Origin of the sequence: Vibrio sp. B1REV9 (genome assembly GCF_905175395.2) — a bacterium.
Taxonomy (GTDB): domain Bacteria; phylum Pseudomonadota; class Gammaproteobacteria; order Enterobacterales; family Vibrionaceae; genus Vibrio; species Vibrio alfacsensis.
Window position 1 is genome coordinate 244,254 of record NZ_CAJIMW020000221.1, and the last position, 22,733, is coordinate 266,986.

The 22,733-nt window shown below is 40.8% G+C and carries 25 protein-coding genes and 1 pseudogene; 3 read left to right on the forward strand and 23 right to left on the reverse strand.

What is annotated here, in order from left to right; genetic code table 11:
• Window positions 1–366: 366 nt before the first annotated feature.
• A complete protein-coding gene (locus KHN78_RS01465; RefSeq protein ID WP_211919458.1) occupies window positions 367–1,257 on the reverse strand; it encodes a HEPN domain-containing protein in 891 nt (296 codons plus the stop codon).
• A 190-nt stretch (window positions 1,258–1,447) separates the two neighbouring features.
• Window positions 1,448–1,726 carry a hypothetical protein gene (locus tag KHN78_RS01470; RefSeq protein WP_025573065.1) on the reverse strand — a complete coding sequence of 93 codons (279 nt, stop codon included), beginning with the start codon at window positions 1,724–1,726 and terminating at the stop codon, window positions 1,448–1,450.
• A gap of 244 nt (window positions 1,727–1,970) precedes the next feature.
• Between KHN78_RS01470 and KHN78_RS01480 the strand changes: the two are divergent.
• Window positions 1,971–2,938, forward strand: a pseudogene (locus KHN78_RS01480) (IS30-like element ISVa6 family transposase).
• A gap of 25 nt (window positions 2,939–2,963) precedes the next feature.
• Here the strand turns inward: KHN78_RS01480 and KHN78_RS01485 are convergent.
• The 5 genes from KHN78_RS01485 to KHN78_RS01520 form a co-directional block, all read right to left on the reverse strand.
• Window positions 2,964–3,437 (reverse strand): DUF4145 domain-containing protein, encoded by a 474-nt coding sequence (locus tag KHN78_RS01485; protein ID WP_211919461.1) that lies wholly within the window; start codon window positions 3,435–3,437, stop codon window positions 2,964–2,966.
• A gap of 142 nt (window positions 3,438–3,579) precedes the next feature.
• The gene (locus KHN78_RS01490) at window positions 3,580–4,290 is read right to left on the reverse strand and encodes a hypothetical protein (RefSeq protein ID WP_211919426.1); all 711 of its coding nucleotides are present in this window, start codon (window positions 4,288–4,290) and stop codon (window positions 3,580–3,582) included.
• A 139-nt stretch (window positions 4,291–4,429) separates the two neighbouring features.
• Window positions 4,430–4,708 carry a hypothetical protein gene (locus KHN78_RS01500; protein ID WP_211919428.1) on the reverse strand — a complete coding sequence of 93 codons (279 nt, stop codon included), beginning with the start codon at window positions 4,706–4,708 and terminating at the stop codon, window positions 4,430–4,432.
• A gap of 215 nt (window positions 4,709–4,923) precedes the next feature.
• The gene (locus KHN78_RS01510) at window positions 4,924–5,271 is read right to left on the reverse strand and encodes a DUF3024 domain-containing protein (RefSeq protein ID WP_009705214.1); all 348 of its coding nucleotides are present in this window, start codon (window positions 5,269–5,271) and stop codon (window positions 4,924–4,926) included.
• A 198-nt stretch (window positions 5,272–5,469) separates the two neighbouring features.
• Window positions 5,470–5,904 (reverse strand): hypothetical protein, encoded by a 435-nt coding sequence (locus tag KHN78_RS01520; protein ID WP_211919463.1) that lies wholly within the window; start codon window positions 5,902–5,904, stop codon window positions 5,470–5,472.
• Between the two features lie 265 nt (window positions 5,905–6,169).
• On the opposite strand from KHN78_RS01520, the gene KHN78_RS01530 reads away from it, so the two are divergent.
• A complete protein-coding gene (locus KHN78_RS01530; RefSeq protein ID WP_211919465.1) occupies window positions 6,170–6,520 on the forward strand; it encodes a hypothetical protein in 351 nt (116 codons plus the stop codon).
• Between the two features lie 158 nt (window positions 6,521–6,678).
• Here the strand turns inward: KHN78_RS01530 and KHN78_RS01540 are convergent, their stop codons facing one another.
• The 12 genes from KHN78_RS01540 to KHN78_RS01655 form a co-directional block, all read right to left on the reverse strand.
• Entirely contained in the window at window positions 6,679–7,338 is a 660-nt protein-coding gene (locus tag KHN78_RS01540; protein ID WP_039562374.1) for a hypothetical protein, read from the reverse strand.
• Window positions 7,339–7,481: 143 nt separating this feature from the next.
• On the reverse strand, window positions 7,482–7,760 hold the full coding sequence (locus KHN78_RS01550) for a hypothetical protein (RefSeq protein ID WP_020840791.1): 279 nt from the start codon (window positions 7,758–7,760) through the stop codon (window positions 7,482–7,484).
• A gap of 209 nt (window positions 7,761–7,969) precedes the next feature.
• Window positions 7,970–8,644, reverse strand: coding sequence for a YkgJ family cysteine cluster protein (locus KHN78_RS01560; protein ID WP_211919469.1), 675 nt, complete (start codon window positions 8,642–8,644; stop codon window positions 7,970–7,972).
• A 1,316-nt stretch (window positions 8,645–9,960) separates the two neighbouring features.
• Window positions 9,961–10,320 (reverse strand): hypothetical protein, encoded by a 360-nt coding sequence (locus KHN78_RS01580; RefSeq protein WP_105067028.1) that lies wholly within the window; start codon window positions 10,318–10,320, stop codon window positions 9,961–9,963.
• Between the two features lie 135 nt (window positions 10,321–10,455).
• Entirely contained in the window at window positions 10,456–11,526 is a 1,071-nt protein-coding gene (locus KHN78_RS01585; RefSeq protein WP_211919472.1) for a Shedu immune nuclease family protein, read from the reverse strand.
• A 681-nt stretch (window positions 11,527–12,207) separates the two neighbouring features.
• On the reverse strand, window positions 12,208–12,486 hold the full coding sequence (locus KHN78_RS01600; RefSeq protein WP_020840791.1) for a hypothetical protein: 279 nt from the start codon (window positions 12,484–12,486) through the stop codon (window positions 12,208–12,210).
• A 209-nt stretch (window positions 12,487–12,695) separates the two neighbouring features.
• Window positions 12,696–13,025: a DUF2185 domain-containing protein gene (locus tag KHN78_RS01605; protein ID WP_211919475.1), complete on the reverse strand. Its 330-nt coding sequence runs from the start codon at window positions 13,023–13,025 to the stop codon at window positions 12,696–12,698.
• Window positions 13,026–13,773: 748 nt separating this feature from the next.
• A complete protein-coding gene (locus KHN78_RS01610; RefSeq protein WP_025573065.1) occupies window positions 13,774–14,052 on the reverse strand; it encodes a hypothetical protein in 279 nt (92 codons plus the stop codon).
• A 1,198-nt stretch (window positions 14,053–15,250) separates the two neighbouring features.
• Window positions 15,251–15,676 carry a hypothetical protein gene (locus KHN78_RS01625; RefSeq protein WP_148498831.1) on the reverse strand — a complete coding sequence of 142 codons (426 nt, stop codon included), beginning with the start codon at window positions 15,674–15,676 and terminating at the stop codon, window positions 15,251–15,253.
• Window positions 15,677–15,827: 151 nt separating this feature from the next.
• Window positions 15,828–16,295 (reverse strand): cold shock domain-containing protein, encoded by a 468-nt coding sequence (locus KHN78_RS01640; protein WP_038899037.1) that lies wholly within the window; start codon window positions 16,293–16,295, stop codon window positions 15,828–15,830.
• Window positions 16,296–17,026: 731 nt separating this feature from the next.
• Complete coding sequence (locus KHN78_RS01650; protein ID WP_223917755.1) at window positions 17,027–17,725, reverse strand: hypothetical protein; 699 nt, start codon at window positions 17,723–17,725, stop codon at window positions 17,027–17,029.
• A 117-nt stretch (window positions 17,726–17,842) separates the two neighbouring features.
• Window positions 17,843–18,049 carry a hypothetical protein gene (locus KHN78_RS01655; protein WP_211919481.1) on the reverse strand — a complete coding sequence of 69 codons (207 nt, stop codon included), beginning with the start codon at window positions 18,047–18,049 and terminating at the stop codon, window positions 17,843–17,845.
• A 309-nt stretch (window positions 18,050–18,358) separates the two neighbouring features.
• Between KHN78_RS01655 and KHN78_RS01660 the strand changes: the two genes are divergently transcribed.
• Window positions 18,359–19,321: an integron integrase gene (locus tag KHN78_RS01660; RefSeq protein WP_211919484.1), complete on the forward strand. Its 963-nt coding sequence runs from the start codon at window positions 18,359–18,361 to the stop codon at window positions 19,319–19,321.
• A gap of 112 nt (window positions 19,322–19,433) precedes the next feature.
• On the opposite strand, the gene KHN78_RS01665 is transcribed toward KHN78_RS01660, so the two are convergent.
• The 4 genes from KHN78_RS01665 to tyrR are packed head-to-tail and all read right to left on the reverse strand — an operon-like array spanning window position 19,434 to window position 22,668.
• Window positions 19,434–19,907: a DUF2947 domain-containing protein gene (locus tag KHN78_RS01665; protein ID WP_211919486.1), complete on the reverse strand. Its 474-nt coding sequence runs from the start codon at window positions 19,905–19,907 to the stop codon at window positions 19,434–19,436.
• A gap of 13 nt (window positions 19,908–19,920) precedes the next feature.
• On the reverse strand, window positions 19,921–20,508 hold the full coding sequence (locus KHN78_RS01670) for an HD domain-containing protein (RefSeq protein ID WP_211919488.1): 588 nt from the start codon (window positions 20,506–20,508) through the stop codon (window positions 19,921–19,923).
• Window positions 20,509–21,093 (reverse strand): ribosomal protein S5-alanine N-acetyltransferase, encoded by a 585-nt coding sequence (gene rimJ / locus KHN78_RS01675; protein ID WP_128811097.1) that lies wholly within the window; start codon window positions 21,091–21,093, stop codon window positions 20,509–20,511.
• Between the two features lie 30 nt (window positions 21,094–21,123).
• Window positions 21,124–22,668, reverse strand: a complete 1,545-nt coding sequence (gene tyrR / locus KHN78_RS01680) for a transcriptional regulator TyrR (RefSeq protein WP_211919490.1) — start codon at window positions 22,666–22,668, stop codon at window positions 21,124–21,126.
• Window positions 22,669–22,733: the final 65 nt, after the last annotated feature.

The following is a 22,733-nucleotide window of genomic DNA, read 5'->3' on the forward strand; positions in this document are numbered from 1 at the left end:
GTACGCACCGATACGGCTAGCATCAACGATATTCGCCTTTAACATTGATTTTAAAGAAGCTTGATCCAATTGTGCATAAAAATAGTTCTCATACCTACTAGCTGAACCAAATATGAAGCATTTTTGAGGGTCATTATTAAGATAAAAAACATGTGTAAAAGCACTACCATCACCTAGCGATTTGATGAGTTTCATTGAATATTAACCTCAGATAAAATCAAAAAAAGCATTTGAACCGTTTATTATTGCTAACGCCCAATTAAGGTGTGAGCCACGCTGCCACCACACTCAAATTGGACGCCGTAAACACTGAATTAGACCCTAACCAAAAATGCCAAGCGTGGGGAATCACTCTTAAATTGTTTGTTATATCGTTGCTAATTTTGGAGAAAAACCTATCGTTTTAATTGTCTCGAACAACCAATTTTGCGCTTCAATGATATCTTCAGATGAAAAATCATCCTCATCGTAACGAGCGCTTGGAGAACAAGTAATAGCATCAAACTTATCAGAGCTAAGCTGCTCGTTATAATGTTTGTTAAACGCATTAACTAGTTTGTGGATGCTGTGACCATATTTATCTTTTAGACGTTTTTCAGAGATACCAGCCTTTAAAAGCCAAGCCTTAAGTATCTTCTCCGCACATTGTGAATACGCCCATCGAGCTTGCCCATAATTCATTGCATTGGTCTGTAACTGCACGGATATTGTCTTAAGGTCTGCTTCTATAGCTTGACAGAATGGTATTTTTGCTAATCGCCAACCAGATAGAATTTCGAATGATTCGAGAGCACTCCTAAATGATGCCATTAACGAACTCAATTCAGCGTCGGTTAAAGAATTCACATAAGCTTGCGTCATATTAGATGACATACGCATTATATTTGTCTCGTTATGAGCACCACAAACTGTCAAATTTTTATCGATGAAAAAGTTACATGTACCAACAAAGTTTGGCACACGATAATGCCATAAGTCTCCTCTGATTTTTTGATAGAAGAAGCCTAAATCAGAATTGAAGGACTGAAGTTTACCGTACTTAGCGTCATACCAGTCGTGCAACCATACACAAAGTTGATTACCTATTTCGTTATTGGGAAGAAGTGATTTCGGTGACAACGGAATTGGAACATTTCCAAAGTATGCACTGACCTCTCCAACGGCTTCCATATAACGGAGCTTAATAGGCACGCCCTGTGTGATAAGACGTTCATCTATCTCTTCGAAGATATCATTAATGACCACTTTTTTACTCAACTAAGACCTCCAAGATATAACGCCGCGTTAAGTGGTGAGCAACGCTACCACCTTACCTAAAATATTGTGCCGTAAACACTAAATACGAATCAAACCGAAAATGCCAAGCGTTGGGAATCCGTCTTAAACGCTTTGTTATATGCTTGTACCCAAAGCCTGAAAGTCCCTTAATGAGCAACCAAAGTAAGGACTACAAGCTGTATAGCCTTTTGCGATCTTTACGGTAACATTTAAAAGCCAATACCCAGAATGAAACCAATGCAAACAACGCTACCTTATCGTATCTATGCAATAGCTTCCCAACTATGGCATCTTCCAAAGGTTTCATTACTCCTTGGAACTCAATTTCAGCGATGTAGTATTTGCCAACCAATAAAATTACGAAGTGAAAAACGACACCAAGAATCAGTGCTAATTGAGTGCGTTTTGATAATGAAAGCACATATAGAAATTCATATACAAAGTTCATTTTTTACTTCCTATCTGTATTGGCATATAACGCCTTGTTAAGGGGTGAGCAACGCAATACCGAAGCTGCCGCAGACCACCTTAAACACTAAACTCAACGCATAGTAAAAATGCCACGCGTTGCGAATCCCTCTTGAACAATTTGTTATGCATCTTGGATTCAAGTACGAAGTGCGACACCTCTGAACATAAAAACAGTGAGATGCGATAATCATGAAGTTTGCTCCCGCCAAGAAGTAAAAAACATGAGATACACGCACCTCACTGAGAACGAAGGTATATGATTTCTGCACTCAGAAAGCAAGGAATTAGTACCGCTAAAATAGCTAAACAACTGGGCCGTCACAAAGCTACTATCTATCGAGAAATTGAACGCAACTCCCGATACAACAGACACTTTAAAAGGTACTCCTATCAGGCATGGAGAGCCCAACAAATGGCTCGTAACCGGCTGAGTCGCTCGCGCAGAAATAAGCGCTACAGCGAAATCGACTTCAGGTTACCTGAAGCCTTGCTACGACTGGATTGGAGCCATGACCAAATCGTCGGATACCTAAGGGTAAGAGGCTATCCAACAATGAGCCACGAGCTCATTTATCAGCATATTTGGAACGACAAAACTTTCGGTGGAACCCTATGGAAACACCTACGCCAATCCACTAAGAAAAGGCGTAAAAGGTATAACTCAAAAGACAGCCGAGGTCGCCTGGCAGCAAAGCGTCATATTACCGAAAGACCTGCAAAAGCTGAGCATCGAAAAGAGCCTGGTCACTGGGAAATTGATACCGTCGTTGGCCGCGGAACCAAGCACTGTATCGTGACTTTAGTCGACAGAATGACTGGCTACACTTTTATTGGGCAAATGGACGACAGAACAAGCGAGTCGCTCAACGTAAGAATGAGCAAAATCATGACCCGCTCTGACTTACCCTTTAAGACGATAACTGCGGATAACGGCACTGAATTTCATGGTTATGCACAACTAGAGAAACATCATAACTGTCTGTTTTACTTTGCAAACCCATACCACTCATGGGAACGAGGCACTAATGAAAACACTAATGGCTTGATACGACAATACTTACCAAAACGAACTTCTATGTCACACGTGACACAGAAGTTCTGCAATGAAATTGCACACAAATTAAATATGCGCCCACGCAAAAGACTTGGGTATAGGACACCAACGGAGTATATTCATGCGCATCTGTAGAAAGTGTCGCACTTCAAACTTGATACTAAGCATCACTTGCACTGTTTTGCTGAATTACAGTTTCAAGAGCATTATCTAGAATGAGAACCGCGGTATGAAAATATATTCTTGGCTCATTGAAAGATGCTCCAGCAAGCTCTGCACTTTTGACCTTTTTTAGTTCGTTGAGAACATCTGGATTCTCGAAGCTGCAGCCAAATATGTTGTGGGCGAAAGCATTTCTAATTTCTCTCAACGCGTGCAACTCCGATTGCACCTGTTTAGAAATTAGCCCTAGCTCGAAACAAAGATCAATCCTTTTGGCAAACTGATTAACTACTTTGTTTGAAACACCACTTTTGAAACTATTATCAAGTATTCTCTCAAGTTTTGCGTCAAATGCAGCACACGAAATAAGCACCGCACTCCGGTCATCGCTTTTTAAAACATCAAACCAAGTAGATGCATTTTTAATGTTACTCAAACCTTTGAATTTGTTTTTATCATCTTTAATTTTCACAGCTACTCCATGATGCATAACGCCGCGTTAAGTAGTGAGCAACGCTACCCCTACCTAAACCATTGTGCCGTAAACACTAAATTCAAAGCAAACCGAAAATGCCGAGCGTTGCGAATCTGTCTTAAACGCTTTGTTATGTGTATTACCCAAAGCTTTCCAAAATATTATTTTCTAGTTCTTTCTTTTTCATCAGAGTCTTGTGGTTACGAGTTTTAAACCTAATACCAAAAGAGATAAAGTGATGAAAAATAATGAGATGACTTCTATTTTTTGACCAGATGACACACTCATCCTCTGCGACAACCCATGATTTTGAGTTGGATTCTAGGTCTTTGATGGGATTGCTTAAAAACTTACTCTCATAATTCTGAGCGAAACTTGAATGAACCTGTTTATTGAAGAAGCGAATATGCATGACGTCTCGCTTTTCATTGAAGACTCGTTGATGCTTTAGAAAATATAGACCCTTGCCAAAGAACGTTGCGTAGTCGATCAGCTCTTGACCATAAACAGGCATTTTTGCTTCAACGTGTTCACCCACCTCTACCGCACTGTCATACATTTCCCAAAGACGATTCGGTACACGCTTACGTTTCGTGAAAGCACGAACTAGTGCTTTCACAGCTAGCTCACTATCACTGGATTGGCATCGGGCAATTAGACCAAATATTTCATCCAATGTACCTTTTTCAGAATTGCACTTACGACAAGCATAGAAATCACCCTCACCGTTGTTTCTCTTTCGCGTTAGAGCGGTATTGGGAACTAGGTGCTCAACAGAACGACTATTGTGCAAGTTCTCGCCTTTTACCATTGCAGTCGAGCAATAAGGACAAATACTGTTTACGATCAATTTGTTAGTTCCTCTATACACATAACGCTCTGTTAAGGGGTGAGCAACGCAATACCAAAGCCGCCGCATACCACCTTAAACACTAAAACCAACGCATAGTGAAAATGCCACGCGTTGCGAATCCCTCTTGAACAGTTTGTTAGGCGACATTTCTACGTTTAACTTCTTTCTCATACGAAGATTCGTTGTATAGCCAAATAGCCCAAAATGCGAAAAACATCCCGATCGTGTAAATTGAGTAATTAAGAGCATTATCCGATAAGAAAACCGTAATGCTTGCCGCATCAGAAGATGGATAAAGGAAAATAACATTAAAAATTATGTACAAAATGGCTGTGACGAAAGCTATTCTGAAAAGCCAATTTAAACATCCTTTCTTTCGCGATTTTTGCCAATTATCAAATGCTTTACCATTCATTAATCCACTCCTTTTCTGTTAACTGAAGCTAGATTCACGCCAAGATACTATCACTACTCTATCGTTTGTCTCATGTCGCCTAACGCCCTGTTAAGGGGTGAGCAACGCAATACCGATGCCGCCGCATACCGCCTTAAACACTAAAACCAACGCATAGTAAAAATGCCACGCGTTGCGAATCCCTCTTGAACAGTTTGTTATGTACGTGGTTGGTTCTATCCCCAGAAACACCCATAAGTATCGTCTTCCAATATTTCCAAGAAAGCTTCTAGAAGTTGAATCTCTGGAACTGGCTCATACGAATGCCATTTTTGGTCGGATTTCATCCAGTAAATTTTCCACGCATCACGCGACTTATAATATTTGACTTTGGCTACTGGGCACTCCATTTTTTCGGATGGATCATTCCACTTAGGACGTATCTCGAAGATTTCGATGACTTGCCCCTCTAAACGATACCCAATATCAAGTTGGTTGCGGATCTCTTCTGGCGGCCGACAAGAATCAAGGTACTTCTCCACTACCTTTCTATAACGCTGTTGCTCAATTTCTGAAAATGCCATATCTATCACCTAACCCTTTAATTAAGCTAAGTTTACGACCTAATTTCATACGTTGGCTAGGTTAATTTTCGAGAAAGTACATAACGCCCTGTTAAGGTGTGAGCAACGCAATACCGATGCTCCCGCACACCGCCTTAAACACTAAACGCAACGCATAGTAAAAATGCCACGCGTTGCGAATCACTCTTAAACAGTTTGTTAGGCAGACTTATCACGTAACTTAACTAGCCTAAATAGGAAAACAAGTGCCCCCCACATACTGTATAAAGCAGTTAAACCACCAATTTGAATTAATGTATATCCATGGGCAGCTCCTTTAACACTCGAGAAGTACTTTAGAGGAGCTTGAATTCCAAGCCAAGCTAACCAGCTACCCATTGCTGCTAAGATAATTGTAAAAAGCAAGAAACCAATTAGCTGAAAAAGCGTTTTTTGTTGGAGATTATCCGTATCTTTATATGTTTTACTAAAAGGAAACCTATAATATTTCATACAATAAATTAGCAAACATGTGATAGGCAGCACCCCAATATCAATCATTGTTATAGGTAGCCCAGTGTGTAGCCTAATTGCCTCAGAAATGAGGATGACCAAAACTATAATAATACCCGTTTTTAATTTTGCCCAACTCATAAACTTGACCTATAAGCTAAAAATAACCTTGTATGCCTAACGCCCTGCTAAGGGGTGAGCAACGCAATACCGAAGCCGCCGCAAACCACCTTAATCACTAAATTCAACGCATAGTGAAAATGCTACGCGTTGCGAATCCCTCTTGAGCAGTTTGTTAGTCGCGAGGCACCGAGCGACAATTTTAAGCCGAACTAAACTTTGCGAACAACAAACTTTATGTGCTTTGATGCATTTAAGTCAGGCGTAGTCTCAAAGCGGCTACTCAATGAAACCACCTAGAACAAACAACGCCGCAGAAAACGGACTAACAATACCAAAAAGCGCTTTTGGAAAGCCAATCTCACAATGCGGACTTTCAACAAAGTCACTGAAACCACGTGGAACTTACCACACCAGAGAAAACGTCATTTCAGCGAGTAAATCGGCTTTTGTACCGACAAACTCACCGAGCGGAGTTGCAACCAAAAGCAAACTCTCGATTGCCCTGCTATGTCAGCACCAAAGAACAAAACAACCGCGAGGACACTTGCAAAACTTTGGACTTAAAACAGCTGAAAATGAGTTTGGACCAACGACGATGAACCTGTGGGCCGAACAATCAGCAGCCAAATTTTGAGCTTAGAAACATGATTTTGATTGCTAGCTTTTTCTGGCGACTAACGCCCTGTTAAGGTGTGAGCAACGCAATACCGATGTTTCCGCATACCACCTTACAACACAAACCTAACGCATAGTAAAAATGCCACGCGTTGCGAATCACTCTTAAACAGATTGTTATGTTTGTTTTTCCAGTTTGAGCTCACCTGTCACTTTAGCCAATCGTAAAGCTACCGCAAAACAAACTAAATACGGGCTGATATACCAAAATACTTGCTCAATCGGATGTTTGACTTGCGCGAGCTTGGTCTCGTCGTATCGCTTTTTTTGCTGGTTGTATTGCTCAAACATACCATTAACCCATGTAACATCTTCCTCAACCCATTTTAAATTGAGTCCTGAGGTAGAAAATAGATTCAGGTCCAATGTTGGCAGTAAATTGAAATCGAGGGATTTTAGATGCTTAGCAACCGATAAATACCAACTGCATGGGTCGGAGTATCCATCTTCACCACCAACAGATATAAGACCAGAACACATATCACTTTTAATCTGCCGAACTGAAAACTCGTGAACTGATTCGAGAATGGTTACCGCTCGTGTTTGCTCGGTGATAGCCCAATTACCAGCAACTGCTGCACGAATTTCAGAAACTGCACCCAGCATACCCACACCTGCTAGCAGAGGCCAAAGGTAGTCAACATACTTCCACTTACGCTTACAGAGATTAAAGCCACACCAGATTGGTAAATGGAAAGCTAATGCTAAACCGCAGGTGAGCAAAACAAAGTGAAGCGAGTTGGAGAGCATGAACTCACTCTCGAAGAAGCTTTCCATAAACTATCAAATTTCCTCTAAAAACATAACGCCCTGTTAAGGGGTGAGCAACGCAATACCGAAGCTGCCGCATACCACCTTAAACACTAAAACCAACGCATAGTGAAAATGCCACGCGTTGCGAATCCCTCTTGAACAGTTTGTTAGGCGACATTTCTACGTTTAACTTCTTTCTCATACGAAGATTCGTTGTATAGCCAAATAGCCCAAAATGCGAAAAACATCCCGATCGTGTAAATTGAGTAATTAAGAGCATTATCCGATAAGAAAATCGTAATGCTTGCCGCATCAGAAGATGGATAAAGGAAAATAACATTAAAAATCATGTACAAAATGGCTGTGACGAAAGTGGTTCTGAAAAGCCAATTTAAACATCCTTTCTTTCGCGATTTTTGCCAATTATCAAATGCTTTACCATTCATTAATCCACTCCTTTTCAATTAACTGAAGCTAGATTCACGCCAAGATACTATCACTACTCTATCGCTTATCTCATGTCGCCTAACGCCCAATTAAGGTGTGAGCCACGCTACCACCGCACTCAACTTGGACGCCGTAAACACTAAACTTGCCCCAAACCAAAAATGCCAAGCGTGGGGAATCACTCTTAAATTGTTTGTTAGGGCTGTCTTTAACACATCTCAGGAATACGAACGAAAACCTCTTTGCCTTTAGCCCATTTCTGCTCTGATTTTGAGTCGGTTAGTGCAATAAGAAGAGCCTGACCAAACTCATGTGGTATTGCTGACAAACTTCGAGATTCATAACTATCAGCGAATCCTTTACCAATTGCTCCCGTTTTAACTACTACTTCCGTATTTTCAGGGACTTGTGCATGTGGATCCTCACACACCTGTGCATCCAGAGAATTATATTTTCGACACATCATAGGTCTATAACTGTATATTCCACATGCTCCATCTTCTAACATTACGCATGGAATGATGTGTTCATCGAACCTAAGTCCTTTAGCCTTACCTGCATATATCTGCAACTTATCTATAAACGTCTGCATTTCAGACTTAGACATATCAGCTTTCAGCTTCTTGGCAATATAAAAAACCTCTGGAGCTAATACCTCGACGCGGAGATCACAGCAGAAACTACACCCCTTTTTGCATCCGAATTTAATACCTTTGACTTTTACGGACTCTATTACAGCATCAATTTTACTATGGAGATCACCAACCAAATTTATGGCATAAATGGCATTTTTGTTTGCTCTAAGCTTCTTTCTATATTCTTTCTCGGTTGTAACAAATATATTCTGAACTTCAAGCCGTTCTCTTTCGTTTAGATGCAACATATTAATCTCACTTGCAATTGTAATTGTTATCTTCTTAAGCCCTAACGCCTTGCTAAGGTGTGAGTAACGCAATACAAAAGCTACCGCACAGCGCCTTAATCACCATAAGCCACCGCAAAGTAAAAATGCCACGCGTTACGAATCACTCTTAAGCAATTTGTTAGTACATGCGTTACTTCTATTTATGCGCTCCAAGATATTGAAAAGTGGAATAATATGAAAGGCTTTGAACACTGAAGTGAGACGGGCAGCTACAAAACTTTACCTCGATTGGAAGACGAAAGTTGGCTAGAAGAAAAACGCACTGAACTGCCCTACTTTCACTAGCTTCAAATTAGAAATGGATTCTTTCCTCGTACTTCAACAGCCATACCAAAAGTAACCAAGGCTCTCTCAAAAGCCACCACGAAAATGAAGAAGCGCCAAAGAAATAGGCTAAGAGTTAGAAGCCGTAAACAGTGAAATCAAAGCGAACACTCCGCATATAGTGCCACCGGAAAGAACGTGAAAGGTACAAGCTGAAAGATGTAAAGACGAGTGCCAAAACAGATAAACACCAAAACTTATGACCTTTGATGTCAAACCCGTACTAACGCCCTGCTAAGGGGTGAGCAACGCAATACAAAGGCCGCCGCATACCACCTTAAACACCAAAACCAACGCATAGTAAAAATGCCACTCGTTGCGAATCCCTCTTGAGCAGTTTGTTAGTTTGCAAACCCAAGGAGTTGATTTTACGTTATTTTAAATTTTGAAAACAATAAGCTTTATGTGCTTTGATGCACTTAAGTCAGGCTTAGTCTCAAAGCGGCAACTCAATGAAACCACTTGGAACAAACAACGTGGCAGAAACCGAACTCACAACACCAAAAAACGCTTTTGGAAAACCAATCTCACAGTGCGGACTTTCAACAAAGCCACTGAAACCACGTGAACTTTCCACACCAAAGAAAGCGTCATTTCAGCGAGTAGTTCGGCTTTTATACCAACAAACTCAACGAGCAGAGTTTCAGCGAAAAAGTTCAACCCAGTTAACCCAAAAGTCGCCGCACCAAAGAACAAATCAACCGTTGAAACGATACCAATTTTGGATTTTCACCACGCTAGTTAACACTAAAATTGAAAGCCAATACGACAACTTAAACTTTGAGCTTTTACCACTAGATCTTGCGATATAGCTGCGTTTTTTCTCTTGCAAACTAACGCCCTGTTAAGGGGTGAGCAACGCAATACCAAAGCCGCCGCATACCACCTTAACCACTAAACCAACGCATATTGAAAATACCACGCGTTGCGAATCCCTCTTGAACAGTTTGTTATGTACGTAGTTTAAAATGAACACCTGAGCTTTCAAATTCTATGCTCCCAAAGCCACCTACCACCTTGAAATATGATTGGTTCTTTTCAAAGTAGTCGATGTTTCCGTAGTCTTTTGAACCGTCAAGGTCTATGGTCGGCTGCATATCATTTTGATTCAAGAGCCCATTAATACTTAAAACACCCTCAAAAAGAAGAGACCCCAAACGATAGCAAGTATGCTCACCTATTTTTGGAGCTTCATAATATTTAGACTCAGGCCAGATGCTAAACTCTAGTTCAATTTCAAAAGTTTGATCAGTGTAGTGCCAACCCAAAACAAATGAATCCTGAAGGTCTACACCTACGAGAAAATCCATATTTTTCTCCAAGTACATAACGCCGCATTAAGGTGTGAGCAACGCTACCACGAAACCTAACCATACCACCGTAAACACAAAACCCAACGATGGATTGAAAATGCCAAGCGTTGGGAATCACTCTTAAATGCTTTGTTAAATTTCATTTGCCTCGTTGAAGGAAATATAATTCGCATACAACTCATCAAATGTTTTTATTACGACATCAGGTTCAACTGTGTTTCTAAGTAGTTCAAAAGAACGGCATTTGTCAGTATCACCTTTTAACTCTTTCTCTGAGTTACCAGTAATCACAATACACTTTGGTTTATGTACTTCAAAACTTGAATTTGAAGTATATTTCTTCTCATAGAATGAGTTCATAATTTGATTACGTTGAACTAATACTTGTGAGATTGCACCTGACAAATCAGCACTAAACCCATAGACCCCACCCCGATATTTTCTACCTAAAAGCTTAGCACCTGGCTTCTTGATTTCTACAATGACAAGGTTATTTGTACTTACACTTTCCAATGCAAAATCAGGAATTTTTCCACCTTTGCCATCAATGTCTTGCCCACCAAAATTTGGCTGCTCACTGACGAGTAAAACTTTAGACCCAATAATACGTTCCAAAACTTCCAGATTTTGACTCAGCTCCTTTTGCCAAAAATCTTCAGAATCACTATTTTTGGTATCTTTATTGTCAAACCAAACATTAATTGCATCACGAACTTTATCTTGATAAACGGCACGAGTAACCATTGGAATCAGGTCACCTGTTGCTCGTATGCGATTCAAGGTCGTTACCCAAGATAGTAGCGAAGCGCAGAACTCATCGTGATCAAGGTAGTGATAGTCATCGCCATACTCTTCATCAAATGTAACCAACTCACGCAAAGTATCCATAGCAATTCTTGCATTTTTACTATCTTGTGAGTCTCCTGAAACAAAATCGACGACTTCATCTTTTTTACTTTTATCAACGTTATTGCGCTCAAATGATACTAACAAATAATCCCTGATTTCGTCTTGAAAGTTTGCAACACACTCAGAAATTTTATCAACACTGTCGTAAGACAGTTTATACAAAATTGCATCACCAATCTTATCTGAGTCCGCTGATTTCGCTTTGGTAAGGTCTTTTGATAATCTAGCCGCACCAAAAACCTTTTCAAATACATCCTCAAAAATATCGCTGAAATCAGCATCTGAATTTTTCATAGTACCTCATTGAAATTTAACGCCCTGTTAAGGGGTGAGCAACGCAATACCCAAGCCGCAGCATACCACCTTAAACACTAAAACCAACGCATAGTGAAAATGCCACGCGTTGCGAATCCCTCTTGAACAGTTTGTTAGTACATGCGCTACTTCTATTTATGCGCTCCAAGATATTGAAAACTGGCATGATATGAAAGGCTTTGAACACTGAAGTGAGACGGGCAGCTACAAAACTTTACACCGATTAAGAGAGGAAAGTTGGCTAGAAGAAAAACGCACTGAACTGCCCAACTTTCACTAGCTTCAAATTGGAAAAGGATTCTTTCCTCGTACTTCAACAGCCACACCAAAAGTAATCAAGGTTCTCTCAAAAGCCATCACGAAAATGAAGAAGCGCCAAAGAAATAGGCTAAAAGTTAGAAACCGTAAACGGTGAAATCAAAACGGACACTCCGCATATAGTGCCACCGGAAAGAACGTGAAAGGCACTAACTGAAAGGTGTAAATACGAGTGCCAAAACAGATAAACACCAAAACTTATGATCTTTGATGCCAAACCCGTACTAACGCCCTGTTAAGGGGTGAGCAACGCAATACCGAAGCTGCCGCATACCACCTTAAACACTAAAACCAACGCATAGTGAAAATGCCACGCGTTGCGAATCCCTCTTGAACAGTTTGTTAGGCGACATTTCTACGTTTAACTTCTTTCTCATACGAAGATTCGTTGTATAGCCAAATAGCCCAAAATGCGAAAAACATCCCGATCGTGTAAATTGAGTAATTAAGAGCATTATCCGATAAGAAAATCGTAATGCTTGCCGCATCAGAAGATGGATAAAGGAAAATAACATTAAAAATCATGTACAAAATGGCTGTGACGAAAGTGGTTCTGAAAAGCCAATTTAAACATCCTTTCTTTCGCGATTTTTGCCAATTATCAAATGCTTTACCATTCATTAATCCACTCCTTTTCAATTAACTGAAGCTAGATTCACGCCAAGATACTATCACTACTCTATCGCTTATCTCATGTCGCCTAACGCCCAATTAAGGGGTGAACAACGCCTCCCCCTAAACCTAAAGCATTGTGCCATAAACACAAAATTTGAAGTAGAAGCAAAAATGCCGAGCGTTGTGAATCCCTCTTAAATTGCTTGTTATGCGAATTATTCAACTATTTCGACTATTTTCCCTTCACTGTTTCGCTCGAATGCTGAGCCAACAGGAGCGTCCAAAAAAGGAATAATATCCGGGTCATAGTTAGCAATGGTATTCACATCATAGATTTCGTGGTTAGTTGACTCATCCATATACTCTTGCGTCTCATCACCAGACATAAAACACCAACCGCTGTCTAGATCATTATTTGGTTCATCTCGGTAAAAATAACCAACTTTCTTACCAACCACGGTTATCATGTCTGTAGCAATACAACCGCCGTACCCACTCGCCAATTCTCTTATAGTGTCCGCAGATATTTTGAATTTTTTAGACATATTTAAATTCTCCGTATTCGCATAACGCCGCATTAAGGTGCGAACAACGCTAAAACACCTAACCTAACCCATTGCACCTTAAACACTAAAGCCAAGTTTAAACTGAAATAGCCAAGCGTTGTGAGTCACTCTTAAATGCTTTGTTAGGCGCTTCACGCAAATAGTTTAAATTTGATTTAGAAAACCACCTTTTGGAAAAAGAAATTCACGTAACCCACTGAATTTGATTAAAACCCAAATGCTAAAGCAGTTAAGTATCTGAAACCCAGTGCAACCAAAACACCAAAGAAATTGGCTTTTCAGCACATAAAAATGGGATTTGAACAGGCTGATTTTCAGAGCGAAATTTCAGCCAATAAATCAACTTCCAAAACAGATGAACTTGAAGCGATTTGAGCCAAAGAAAATTACAACTAACCGACCCGAAAGCTGAATGAGGCAACCCGCGAACATTGACATATTTTGCGGGTTGAGTGATTCAAGAATTTAGGAAGATAAAACCAGATTGCCGAAAAACTAGAACAAATGGCCAAAGATAAATTAGAGATTAGATCCAAGAATTTCTTTACTGCGCCTAACGCCGCGTTAAGTGGTGAGCAACGCTACCACCTTACCTAAAATATTGTGCCGTAAACACTAAATACGAATCAAACCGAAAATGCCAAGCGTTGGGAATCCGTCTTAAACGCTTTGTTATATGCTTGTACCCAAAGCCTGAAAGTCCCTTAATGAGCAACCAAAGTAAGGACTACAAGCTGTATAGCCTTTTGCGATCTTTACGGTAACATTTAAAAGCCAATACCCAGAATGAAACCAATGCAAACAACGCTACCTTATCGTATCTATGCAATAGCTTCCCAACTATGGCATCTTCCAAAGGTTTCATTACTCCTTGGAACTCAATTTCAGCGATGTAGTATTTGCCAACCAATAAAATTACGAAGTGAAAAACGACACCAAGAATCAGTGCTAATTGAGTGCGTTTTGATAATGAAAGCACATATAGAAATTCATATACAAAGTTCATTTTTTACTTCCTATCTGTATTGGCATATAACGCCAAATTAAGGTGTGAACAACGCTAACACCTTACCTAAAGCATTGTGCCATAAACACTAAACTGACTTGAAGTGAGAGCGCCAAGCGTTGTGAATCACTCTTAAATTTATTGTTATAGCGATTCTTTAATGGTCACACCAAACCAATAATTAATCCAATTATCAATAAGTTAAACCACTTTTACATTAAGTGCATATATGATAAACCATAGTTCTGACTTACACTATTGATGGAGGCGATATGTCAGAAGATAACTATATTACGTGTGATGACTGCGGTACTGAATATCCAGAAGAAGATGGCTACTGTGTATATTGTGATGAAACTAGACCACCTAAAGGTGCTGAGTGCGAGTTTTGTGAAAATCTAGCCACTAGTTACGTCCAAGATCACCCCGTTTGTGATGACCATTATGAAGGTTCGTACCCAATAGACTAATCCGTCATTGATGCCCTAATATATCTATTTTAGGGCACTTTCCCATCGCTATAACGCCTTGCTAAGGTGTGAGTAACGCAATACAAAAGCTACCGCACGGCGCCTTAATCACATAAGCTACCGCAAAGTAAAAATGCCACGCGTTACGAATCACTCTTAAGCAATTTGTTAGTACATGCGCTACTTCTATTTGTGCGCTCCAAGATATTGAAAAGTAGCATGATATGAAAGGCTTTGAACACTGAAGTGAGACGGGCAGCTACAAAACTTAAACTCGATTAAGAGACGAAAGCTAGCTAGAAGAAAAACGTACTGAACTCCCTTACTTTTACTGACTTCAAATTAGAAAAGGATTCGATCCTCGCACTGCAACGACAACACCAAAGAAAGACAATTCTGACTTAGTAAAAACCACGAAAGAGAAGAAGCGCCAAAGAAATAGGCTAAAAGTTAGAAACCGTAAACGGTAAAATCAAAGCGAACACTCCGCATATAGTGCCACCGGATAGAACGTGAAAGGCACTAACTGAAAGGTGTAAAGACGAGCGCCAAAACAGATAAACACCAAAACTGATGACCTTTGATGTCAAACCCGTACTAACGCCCAATTAAGGTGTGAAGCACGCAATGACCAAGCCGCTGCATAGCACTTCAACACCAAAAACCAATGCATGCCAAAAATGCCACGCGTGCTGAATCACTCTTAAATTGTTTGTTATAACTACGGTTTAACCAAAATCACGTGTTACTTTTTCAAACTGACGCATGACAGGCGTTGGCTGAAAACCAAGCTTCCGATAATTCTCCAAGCATGACTTTAGAACAATGAAGCTTTGGAATTGAAGATCAATATCGATAATTGTCTCCTCACCCTTGTCATGGTGTTTGATTATGTTTCTAGACCAATTCCTTTCTCGAAGAATGATATTCGCTTTAGAGGCATCCTCTTTACGCCATTCTGCTTTTAAACGCTTAAACATAACAAAGAAAGCGCTATACGGCTTAGAGTTTATTGCTTCCACTAGCCCCTCACTCAAACTTTCCGCACTACCAGCTAAAGTAAGAGAACATATGTATTCTTTTTTCAGGTATAGCGAGCATGCCTTGTTTAACTGACTAAGCAATATTGTATTTTTATCGATTTTCTCTTTCATATACCGTTCTAAAAAAGTAGTTATAACGCCCTGTTAAGGTGTGAGCAACGCAATACCGATGCCGCCGCATACCACCTTAATCACTTAAACCAACGCATGGTAAAAATGCCACGCGTTGCGAATCACTCTTAAACAGTTTGTTATGCCGATCCTACCAACTACCACATAACTGACTCTCGCAAGGAGTACCATCATTGTCGCCATCTATTTTGACATTTGGACAATTTGATAAATAAAACTTTGCTTCGTCACAAGACGCCATTTCGCTACAGTAGGTCTTACCTTGGCAACTAAACCCCATATTTTCATATGCAGGGTTTAGCTTAGGCTCTATATAAAACAGATATAAGGCTGCGCCTATTAGACCGACGATAACTGCTGATAATACAACTGAAAAAGAATTGCTTTTCTGTGGTTTGACACCGACTAACTGAGCACTTTCCGCACTTAACTTAGGCTGAACACTTGCCAGTTGAAACTCTACTTGGTCCCCTATTCGGGGGCGTCGGTATCCTTTTTTGAACTTGGATACATGAACAAAAATGTCACCATCCAGTTCATTGGAATTTATGAACCCAAAACCGCGCTCATCAACCCAGCGAACAATTTCCCCTTTCATGTCCTCTCCCGTTTTTCACATAGCGGCATAACGCCCAATTAACGTGTGAGCAGCGCATACACTGAACTTAAATACTGCGCCGTAAACACTTAACTCAACCCGAAGTGAGAGCGCCAAGCGTTGCGAATCACTGTTGAATTGTTTGTTATGTTTTACCACAAATACATGATTTACTTGAGAAAGAACTCCCATTTCCAACCAGTTTTCTGAGCAAAACCACAAGGCAGAAACTAACTTGACCACCAAAGGCGACCAACCTAAAACAAACAAGTCCACTTCCCTGCCCAATGAGGCAACCCAACTGAGTACCAACAAGCGCCCTTTCTTTCCAACAAAAGCGCAAGACAACGGAAAATTGCCGAGGCGACTGCCAAGGTAGGATGCTAATCGGTTAAGAACCTAGAAGCGACTTTGAGCCAGTTAAATCAGAAGCCGACCGCCACGACCTGCCAATGAAGCAACCCACTAACATTGGCATGTTTTACGGGCTGAGAGATTCAAAAAACTTAGGTCGACAATGCTGATTTGCTGAGTCTACTAGGAACGAATTACCAGAGGGACAAAGAACTAGAGCCCAATACCTTTAAGCCTTTGAATTTCAAGTAAACATAACGCCCTGTTAAGGTGTGAGCAACGCAATACCGAAGCTCCCGCATACCACCTTAAACACAAAACGCAACGCATAGCAAAAATGCCAAGCGTTGCGAATCACTCTTAAACAGATTGTTAGCTTACGATTTCCAGAAGAATACTTTGGAATTAGCTGGAATACTCAGTTTTTTGCTCTTATCTTCTTTTGGTTGGGACTTTTGAAATTCTTGATAAACATCAAACTCAAACTTAGTAGCAGTACTAATTAGAGATTGTCGAATTGCCAGCGATATGTCTTTACCAACGATTTTATAATCGGTATTAAAAATTACTTTTAGATTATCATCATCTCTATAACCACTCATGATAGGAATGATTGCTATCTCTTGATCTAATCCTTCACTTTCATTCGGTTCACCTAATGAAGAAACAACGCCGACATAGACTTTTTGGTCACTGAGTGTGAGCATAATCGGATTTTCATACACGTAAGAGTTTAGTAAAAGTAGGTCTAAAGGGCTATCACTGAGAATTGTAGACATTAGCATTATCTTTGATTTCTCAACGTCACTTTCTTTAATTCGAATATGTAGATCTGACAGTTTAACCCACAGGTACGCAACAATTTGGGTGGATACAGCGATAATTGAGATCCAAGCTAATTGCTTCGCTTCGTTTTCTTTCATTGAAACAGCAGAGCTAAGCAAAGTTTCTAACCGACTAACAACGTCGATATTGATGCAAAATATCGATGCAGGCATAAAGCGATTTAACAGAAGGGTTACTAACGAAGCGATTACTAAGCACCCAAACCCCAAAAGAGCACTTTTTAAGTACAAATACTGCCCTTCATAACGGTGAATTTTATAGTAATAGTATAGATTGTGGTTACATACATAAAATCCCGATATGAGTATCGGGATTACTAAAAGAAGAAACATAGGTTGGCTTAATTATTATCTGCTACTGTTGACGATCTGAGAGGCTTGCTCTGCGTATTCTTGAAATTTTCGAGTACGTGTAACTTCGATAGCATCGACAGTCAATGTGCCACGACCAACAACACGACGAGAAGTAACCTCTGACGTTTGCAGCGCAACTAAAACCTTTTTCTCTTGCTCGCTAACGGTTAGCAGTAGCAATCTTTTCAAAAAGCTTGGCATATCTTGTCTCCTTACCAATTTTCAGAGCAATAATACCACTAAGGTAAGCTTAAGTCACTAAATGTAATTTGCAAGTCATTGCATAGTAAGCTAACGCTTTCTATACGGCTGTATGCCGAGTTTCACGCAAGCTACCGCCATCTTTCACACAAAAAGAAAAACGGATGCTAACACTTATACTCATGAAACAAATAGAAAAATGGTATGAATCTGTGTGCTCAAGCACGCAATTAGACGGCGGAATAAAGCCTAATTACAGTTTGAACGCTAAATTAATAAAACTGTATAAAAAATCAGGTAAATTGAGTTATGAAAAGTCAGTTTTTACTTAGCGTAAAAGAACACATGATCGCTCGACACTATGCAAAGAAAACGATTGAAAGTTATCTATTCTGGATCAAACGATTTATCGTATTCCACCAGTTGGCTCATCCATCCAAATTAGCGGAAGACGATGTAGAACGCTTTCTAAGTCACTTAGCAATAGATGAAAAAGTCGCGGTGAAAACTCAAGCCCTCGCACTTAACGCTATTTCATTTCTGTATCGTGAGTATTTTCGAATGCCTCTGTCATTAGAAATGCGCTTTCAAAAGTCCCTGACTGAGAAAAAACTCCCAGTAGTATTAACCAGAGAAGAAATGCGCCGCTTTGTCCTGCATATCGATCCAAGATATAAACTTCATACTCAGCTTCTTTATGGTTCTGGCCTAAGGGTAATGGAATGCTTGCGACTTAGAATTCAGGATATCGATTATGACTATGGTGCCATTCGTGTTTGGCAAGGCAAGGGCGGCAAGAATAGAACCGTGACGTTAGCAAAAGAATTACATGAGCCTTTGAGATCTCAGGTTAATCTTGTTCGAGATTATTACAAAAAAGACCGTCATGTCCCTGGATATGCTGGTGTCTATATTTCTGATGCATTGAGGCGAAAATACCCAGAAGCTGAAATGGATTTCAACTGGCACTTTCTATTCCCATCGACAAAACTAAGCATTGATAAAGAAACCGGCGAACTTAAACGTCATCATATCAATGAAAGTGCCATTCAAAGGTCAGTAAAACGTGCAGCGAAAGACGCGGGTATCGAAAAAACGGTCACGTGCCACACTCTGCGACACAGTTTTGCTACCCATCTTTTAGAATCAGGAGCCGATATCAGAACCGTACAAGAGCAACTTGGGCACAGCGATGTAAAAACAACACAAATCTATACCCATGTCATTGAGCGCGGAGCAGGAGGAGTATTAAGTCCCCTTTCAAGTCTCTAGTTAATAGTTTCTAGATAAATAAAAACCACGCATGGCTCGTCATTGCTCAATTGCAACAAAATATCATGCGTGGCTTCTAATTAAGTGTACTAATACATATTAAGTTACATTGTTAAGTGCGTTCGCCAAGTTTGACGTTGCCTTTGGAGTCAAACCACAACGCTTGGGAACGGCGGCGGCCAAGCAACATCGGGCCATCATCGTAAAACAAGAAATTTTTCCAATGCTTTTTAAACGTCGACCACTTTGTTTCGATGATATTGTACTTCTCGTAACAAAAGTAGACGGTTACATCATCTTGCCAATCAACAAATGCCGTGACTTCTTCTGGCAATTCAGGCTCGTCTGCGTCCCAAGCTGCCATCCAATCCACTGCATCTGTCCAATTAGACTCTTTCATTGGCCAGTCTGATGAGCTCAAGCGTTCCATATCCGGACTTTGCGCACTGATGTTTTCTTTCCAAAACTGTGCTGCACGAGCCTGATTCATCGGCTTGATAAACTCCAGTTCGTCTTCCGGTACCGGCATCGACTGGTGGGTAAAAATCCATTTTCTTTGGTATTCATCCAAAGGCAAATAAGACATTCCGTCTCCTTTATTACGACTTCAACCAACCTTTTTCGGTGGCTTCTTCAATCAGTTCCTTGGCTTTGTCCCATAAGGTAACAGAGCCAAATTCAATTCTTTTATTAATCGTCAACGCTTGGTCACGTGTGACGTTATTCTCGATCCAACTTTGACCATTGTTGTGATAGTTCAGCAACATTGGAATTAAGCGATCCAGCGCTTTTGCATACTTAGCATCATCTGTTTGGGCCGCTTCAAATTCGTTCCATAACGCTAGCAATTCGTCACCTTGTTCAATGGGTAACATACCAAACAATCGCTGCGCGGCTTTTTGCTCTTTCTCTTCTTGCTCTTTTGATGCTGCTGTATCATAAACAAAGGTATCGCCTGCGTCGATCTCTACGACATCATGGATGAGCAGCATTTTCATTACTCGAGTGATATCGACAGGTGCATTCGCATGTTCTTGCATCAAAATAGCCATGAGTGCGACATGCCAACTGTGCTCACCACTGTTCTCTAATCGTCCATCAGCACTTTTTATACGAGTGCGACGAAGGACACTTTTCAGTTGATCCAATTCAATCAACAACGCTATCTGCTTTTCCAATCTGTCCATTTATCGTGCCTCTGCTTTCCAATTTGCGTTGGTCAATGAGGTCAACACATGGTCTTGCCATTCACCATTGATCAACAGATAGTTCTTTGCATATCCTTCTTTCTCAAAGCCAACATGCTTTAGAACCGCTTCACTGCGTTTGTTATGAGGCATATAACCAGCTTGAATGCGGTGCAGCTTTTGCACCTCAAACATGTAATCACAAGCCATCTTCAACCCGCGACGCATGTACCCTTTTCCTTGCGCATCTTCTGCAAGCGAGTAACCAACGTTACACGCATAGAAAGGAAATCGTGTCAGGTTACTAAAAGAAAGCGTACCGAGCATTTTGCCAGATTCTGCATGCACAAGTAGGCAGTAATAACCAAGGCCCAATCGATGTAACTCATTAAGTTTGATCAGCTTTTGTAGCCAATCATTGACAGAATAAAAGGCTTCTTCTCGTTTGGGTTCAAAAGGCTTGAGGTATTCTCGGTTAGTTTGAAAATACTCTGCGATCATATCTGCGTCGCCGATTTCAGCAGTACGTAGAAGCAAGTCGCCGTCCAACTTGTGAACGGCGATTGAGGAGCTTTTATCTTCCATTATGATGAATCACTTCCTTTTAATTTTGGCCTAATTTTTTCGAATACCGTAATCACGTAGTTTGTTCGCGATAGAGGTATGGGAGACATTCAATCGCTTCGCTAACTTACGACTTGACGGAAATGATTGATACAAACGCTCTAAAATTTGCGATTCGTAATCACGCATGATCTCATCAAGTGAACCATCAAGGTTAAGTGTCGCGCTGCTTCCACCCATGGCTTGTGGCTGTGGCAAATTGAAGTTTTCGACTTTCAGAACCTGGCCATCCATTTCGGTGAGTGCACGCAGTACCATGTTATCTAACTGACGCATATTGCCAGGCCACTGATAATTCGCAAGCGCATCCACCAAAGCTTCATCCAAGTCAGGTTTATCTATACCAAGTTGTTGAGCATGCTTGGTAACAAATAAGTCCAATAACGGAGCCACATCATTAGAACGCTTGCGCAAAGGTGGAATATTAAGCGTTAACACATTCAAACGATAGTATAAGTCTTCACGGAACTGGCCCGCTTCGGCAAGCTCAGCAAGGTTATGCTTAGTAGAGGCGATAATACGAACATCAACGTGCATTTCATCTTCTGCGCCTACTCGACGGAAATTACCATCTTGTAAAAAACGCAGCAGTTTGATTTGCAAATGTGAGCTCATCTCGCCGATTTCATCAAGAAATACGGTACCGCCATTCGCTTGTTCAAAGATGCCTTTATGGCCTTGCTCATGATTGAATGAACCCGGCGCATGACCAAACAGTTCGGTTTCGGCTACATCGTCAGGCATAGAGGCACAACTTAGCACCAAAAATGGCTTATTTGCTCGGCTTGAACGGCTATGACACGCTTTTGCGAGCATTTCTTTGCCTGTGCCCGTTTCGCCCTCAATTAAGAGTGGTTGGTCCAACACTGACAACTTTTTCGCTTGATTCATCAGCGCCTTATGGCGGTTAGACAAACCCACAAAATGCTCAAAGCCCAATTGGTTTTGCAGTGGCAGTGTCTCTTCAATTTGCACGCCATGTTGACTAGAGCGAATGGTCATCAGCGTGCTGGCTAGTGTCGAGTTTTGTGCTTCATCCTTGATATAGACGGGCATCAATTCAAGTATGTAATCTAAGCCATCTATCACCAAGCTTTCACGTGTGCGCGCATTGACACCCTCGGACCAACGAGAAAAACGGACGCTTGGCAATAATGTGCCGATTTGTGTGCCTATCACGTCTTGCTTGTGCTGGCCAAGGAGAGAAAGCGCCGACATATTTGCCATATCGACTGCGCCTTTAAGATCAATCGCGAATACAGGATCAGGGAGGTTATCCACCAATGAAAGCAGTTCCGTGTTATGGCGCTCCATTGGCATAAATTGGATTTTACGTACGTCTTTTACCCCTGAAATACGACGGATTTCGGCCATTAATTCACTAAAGGTATCAAAATCGATATCTGGGCAATTAAGGTAGATGATGCCACTGATATCGATTTCGATGCCACGTAAATCGATGCTTTTAGACGCTAAAATATCGAGCAATTCTCGGGTTAAACCGAGTCTATCTTCACAAAAGACTTCAAGACGCACTGAAAATATCCCAATTCACAACTGTCAGGAAAAGTTGACAGTAGTTTCTACCATGCGTGGAATGG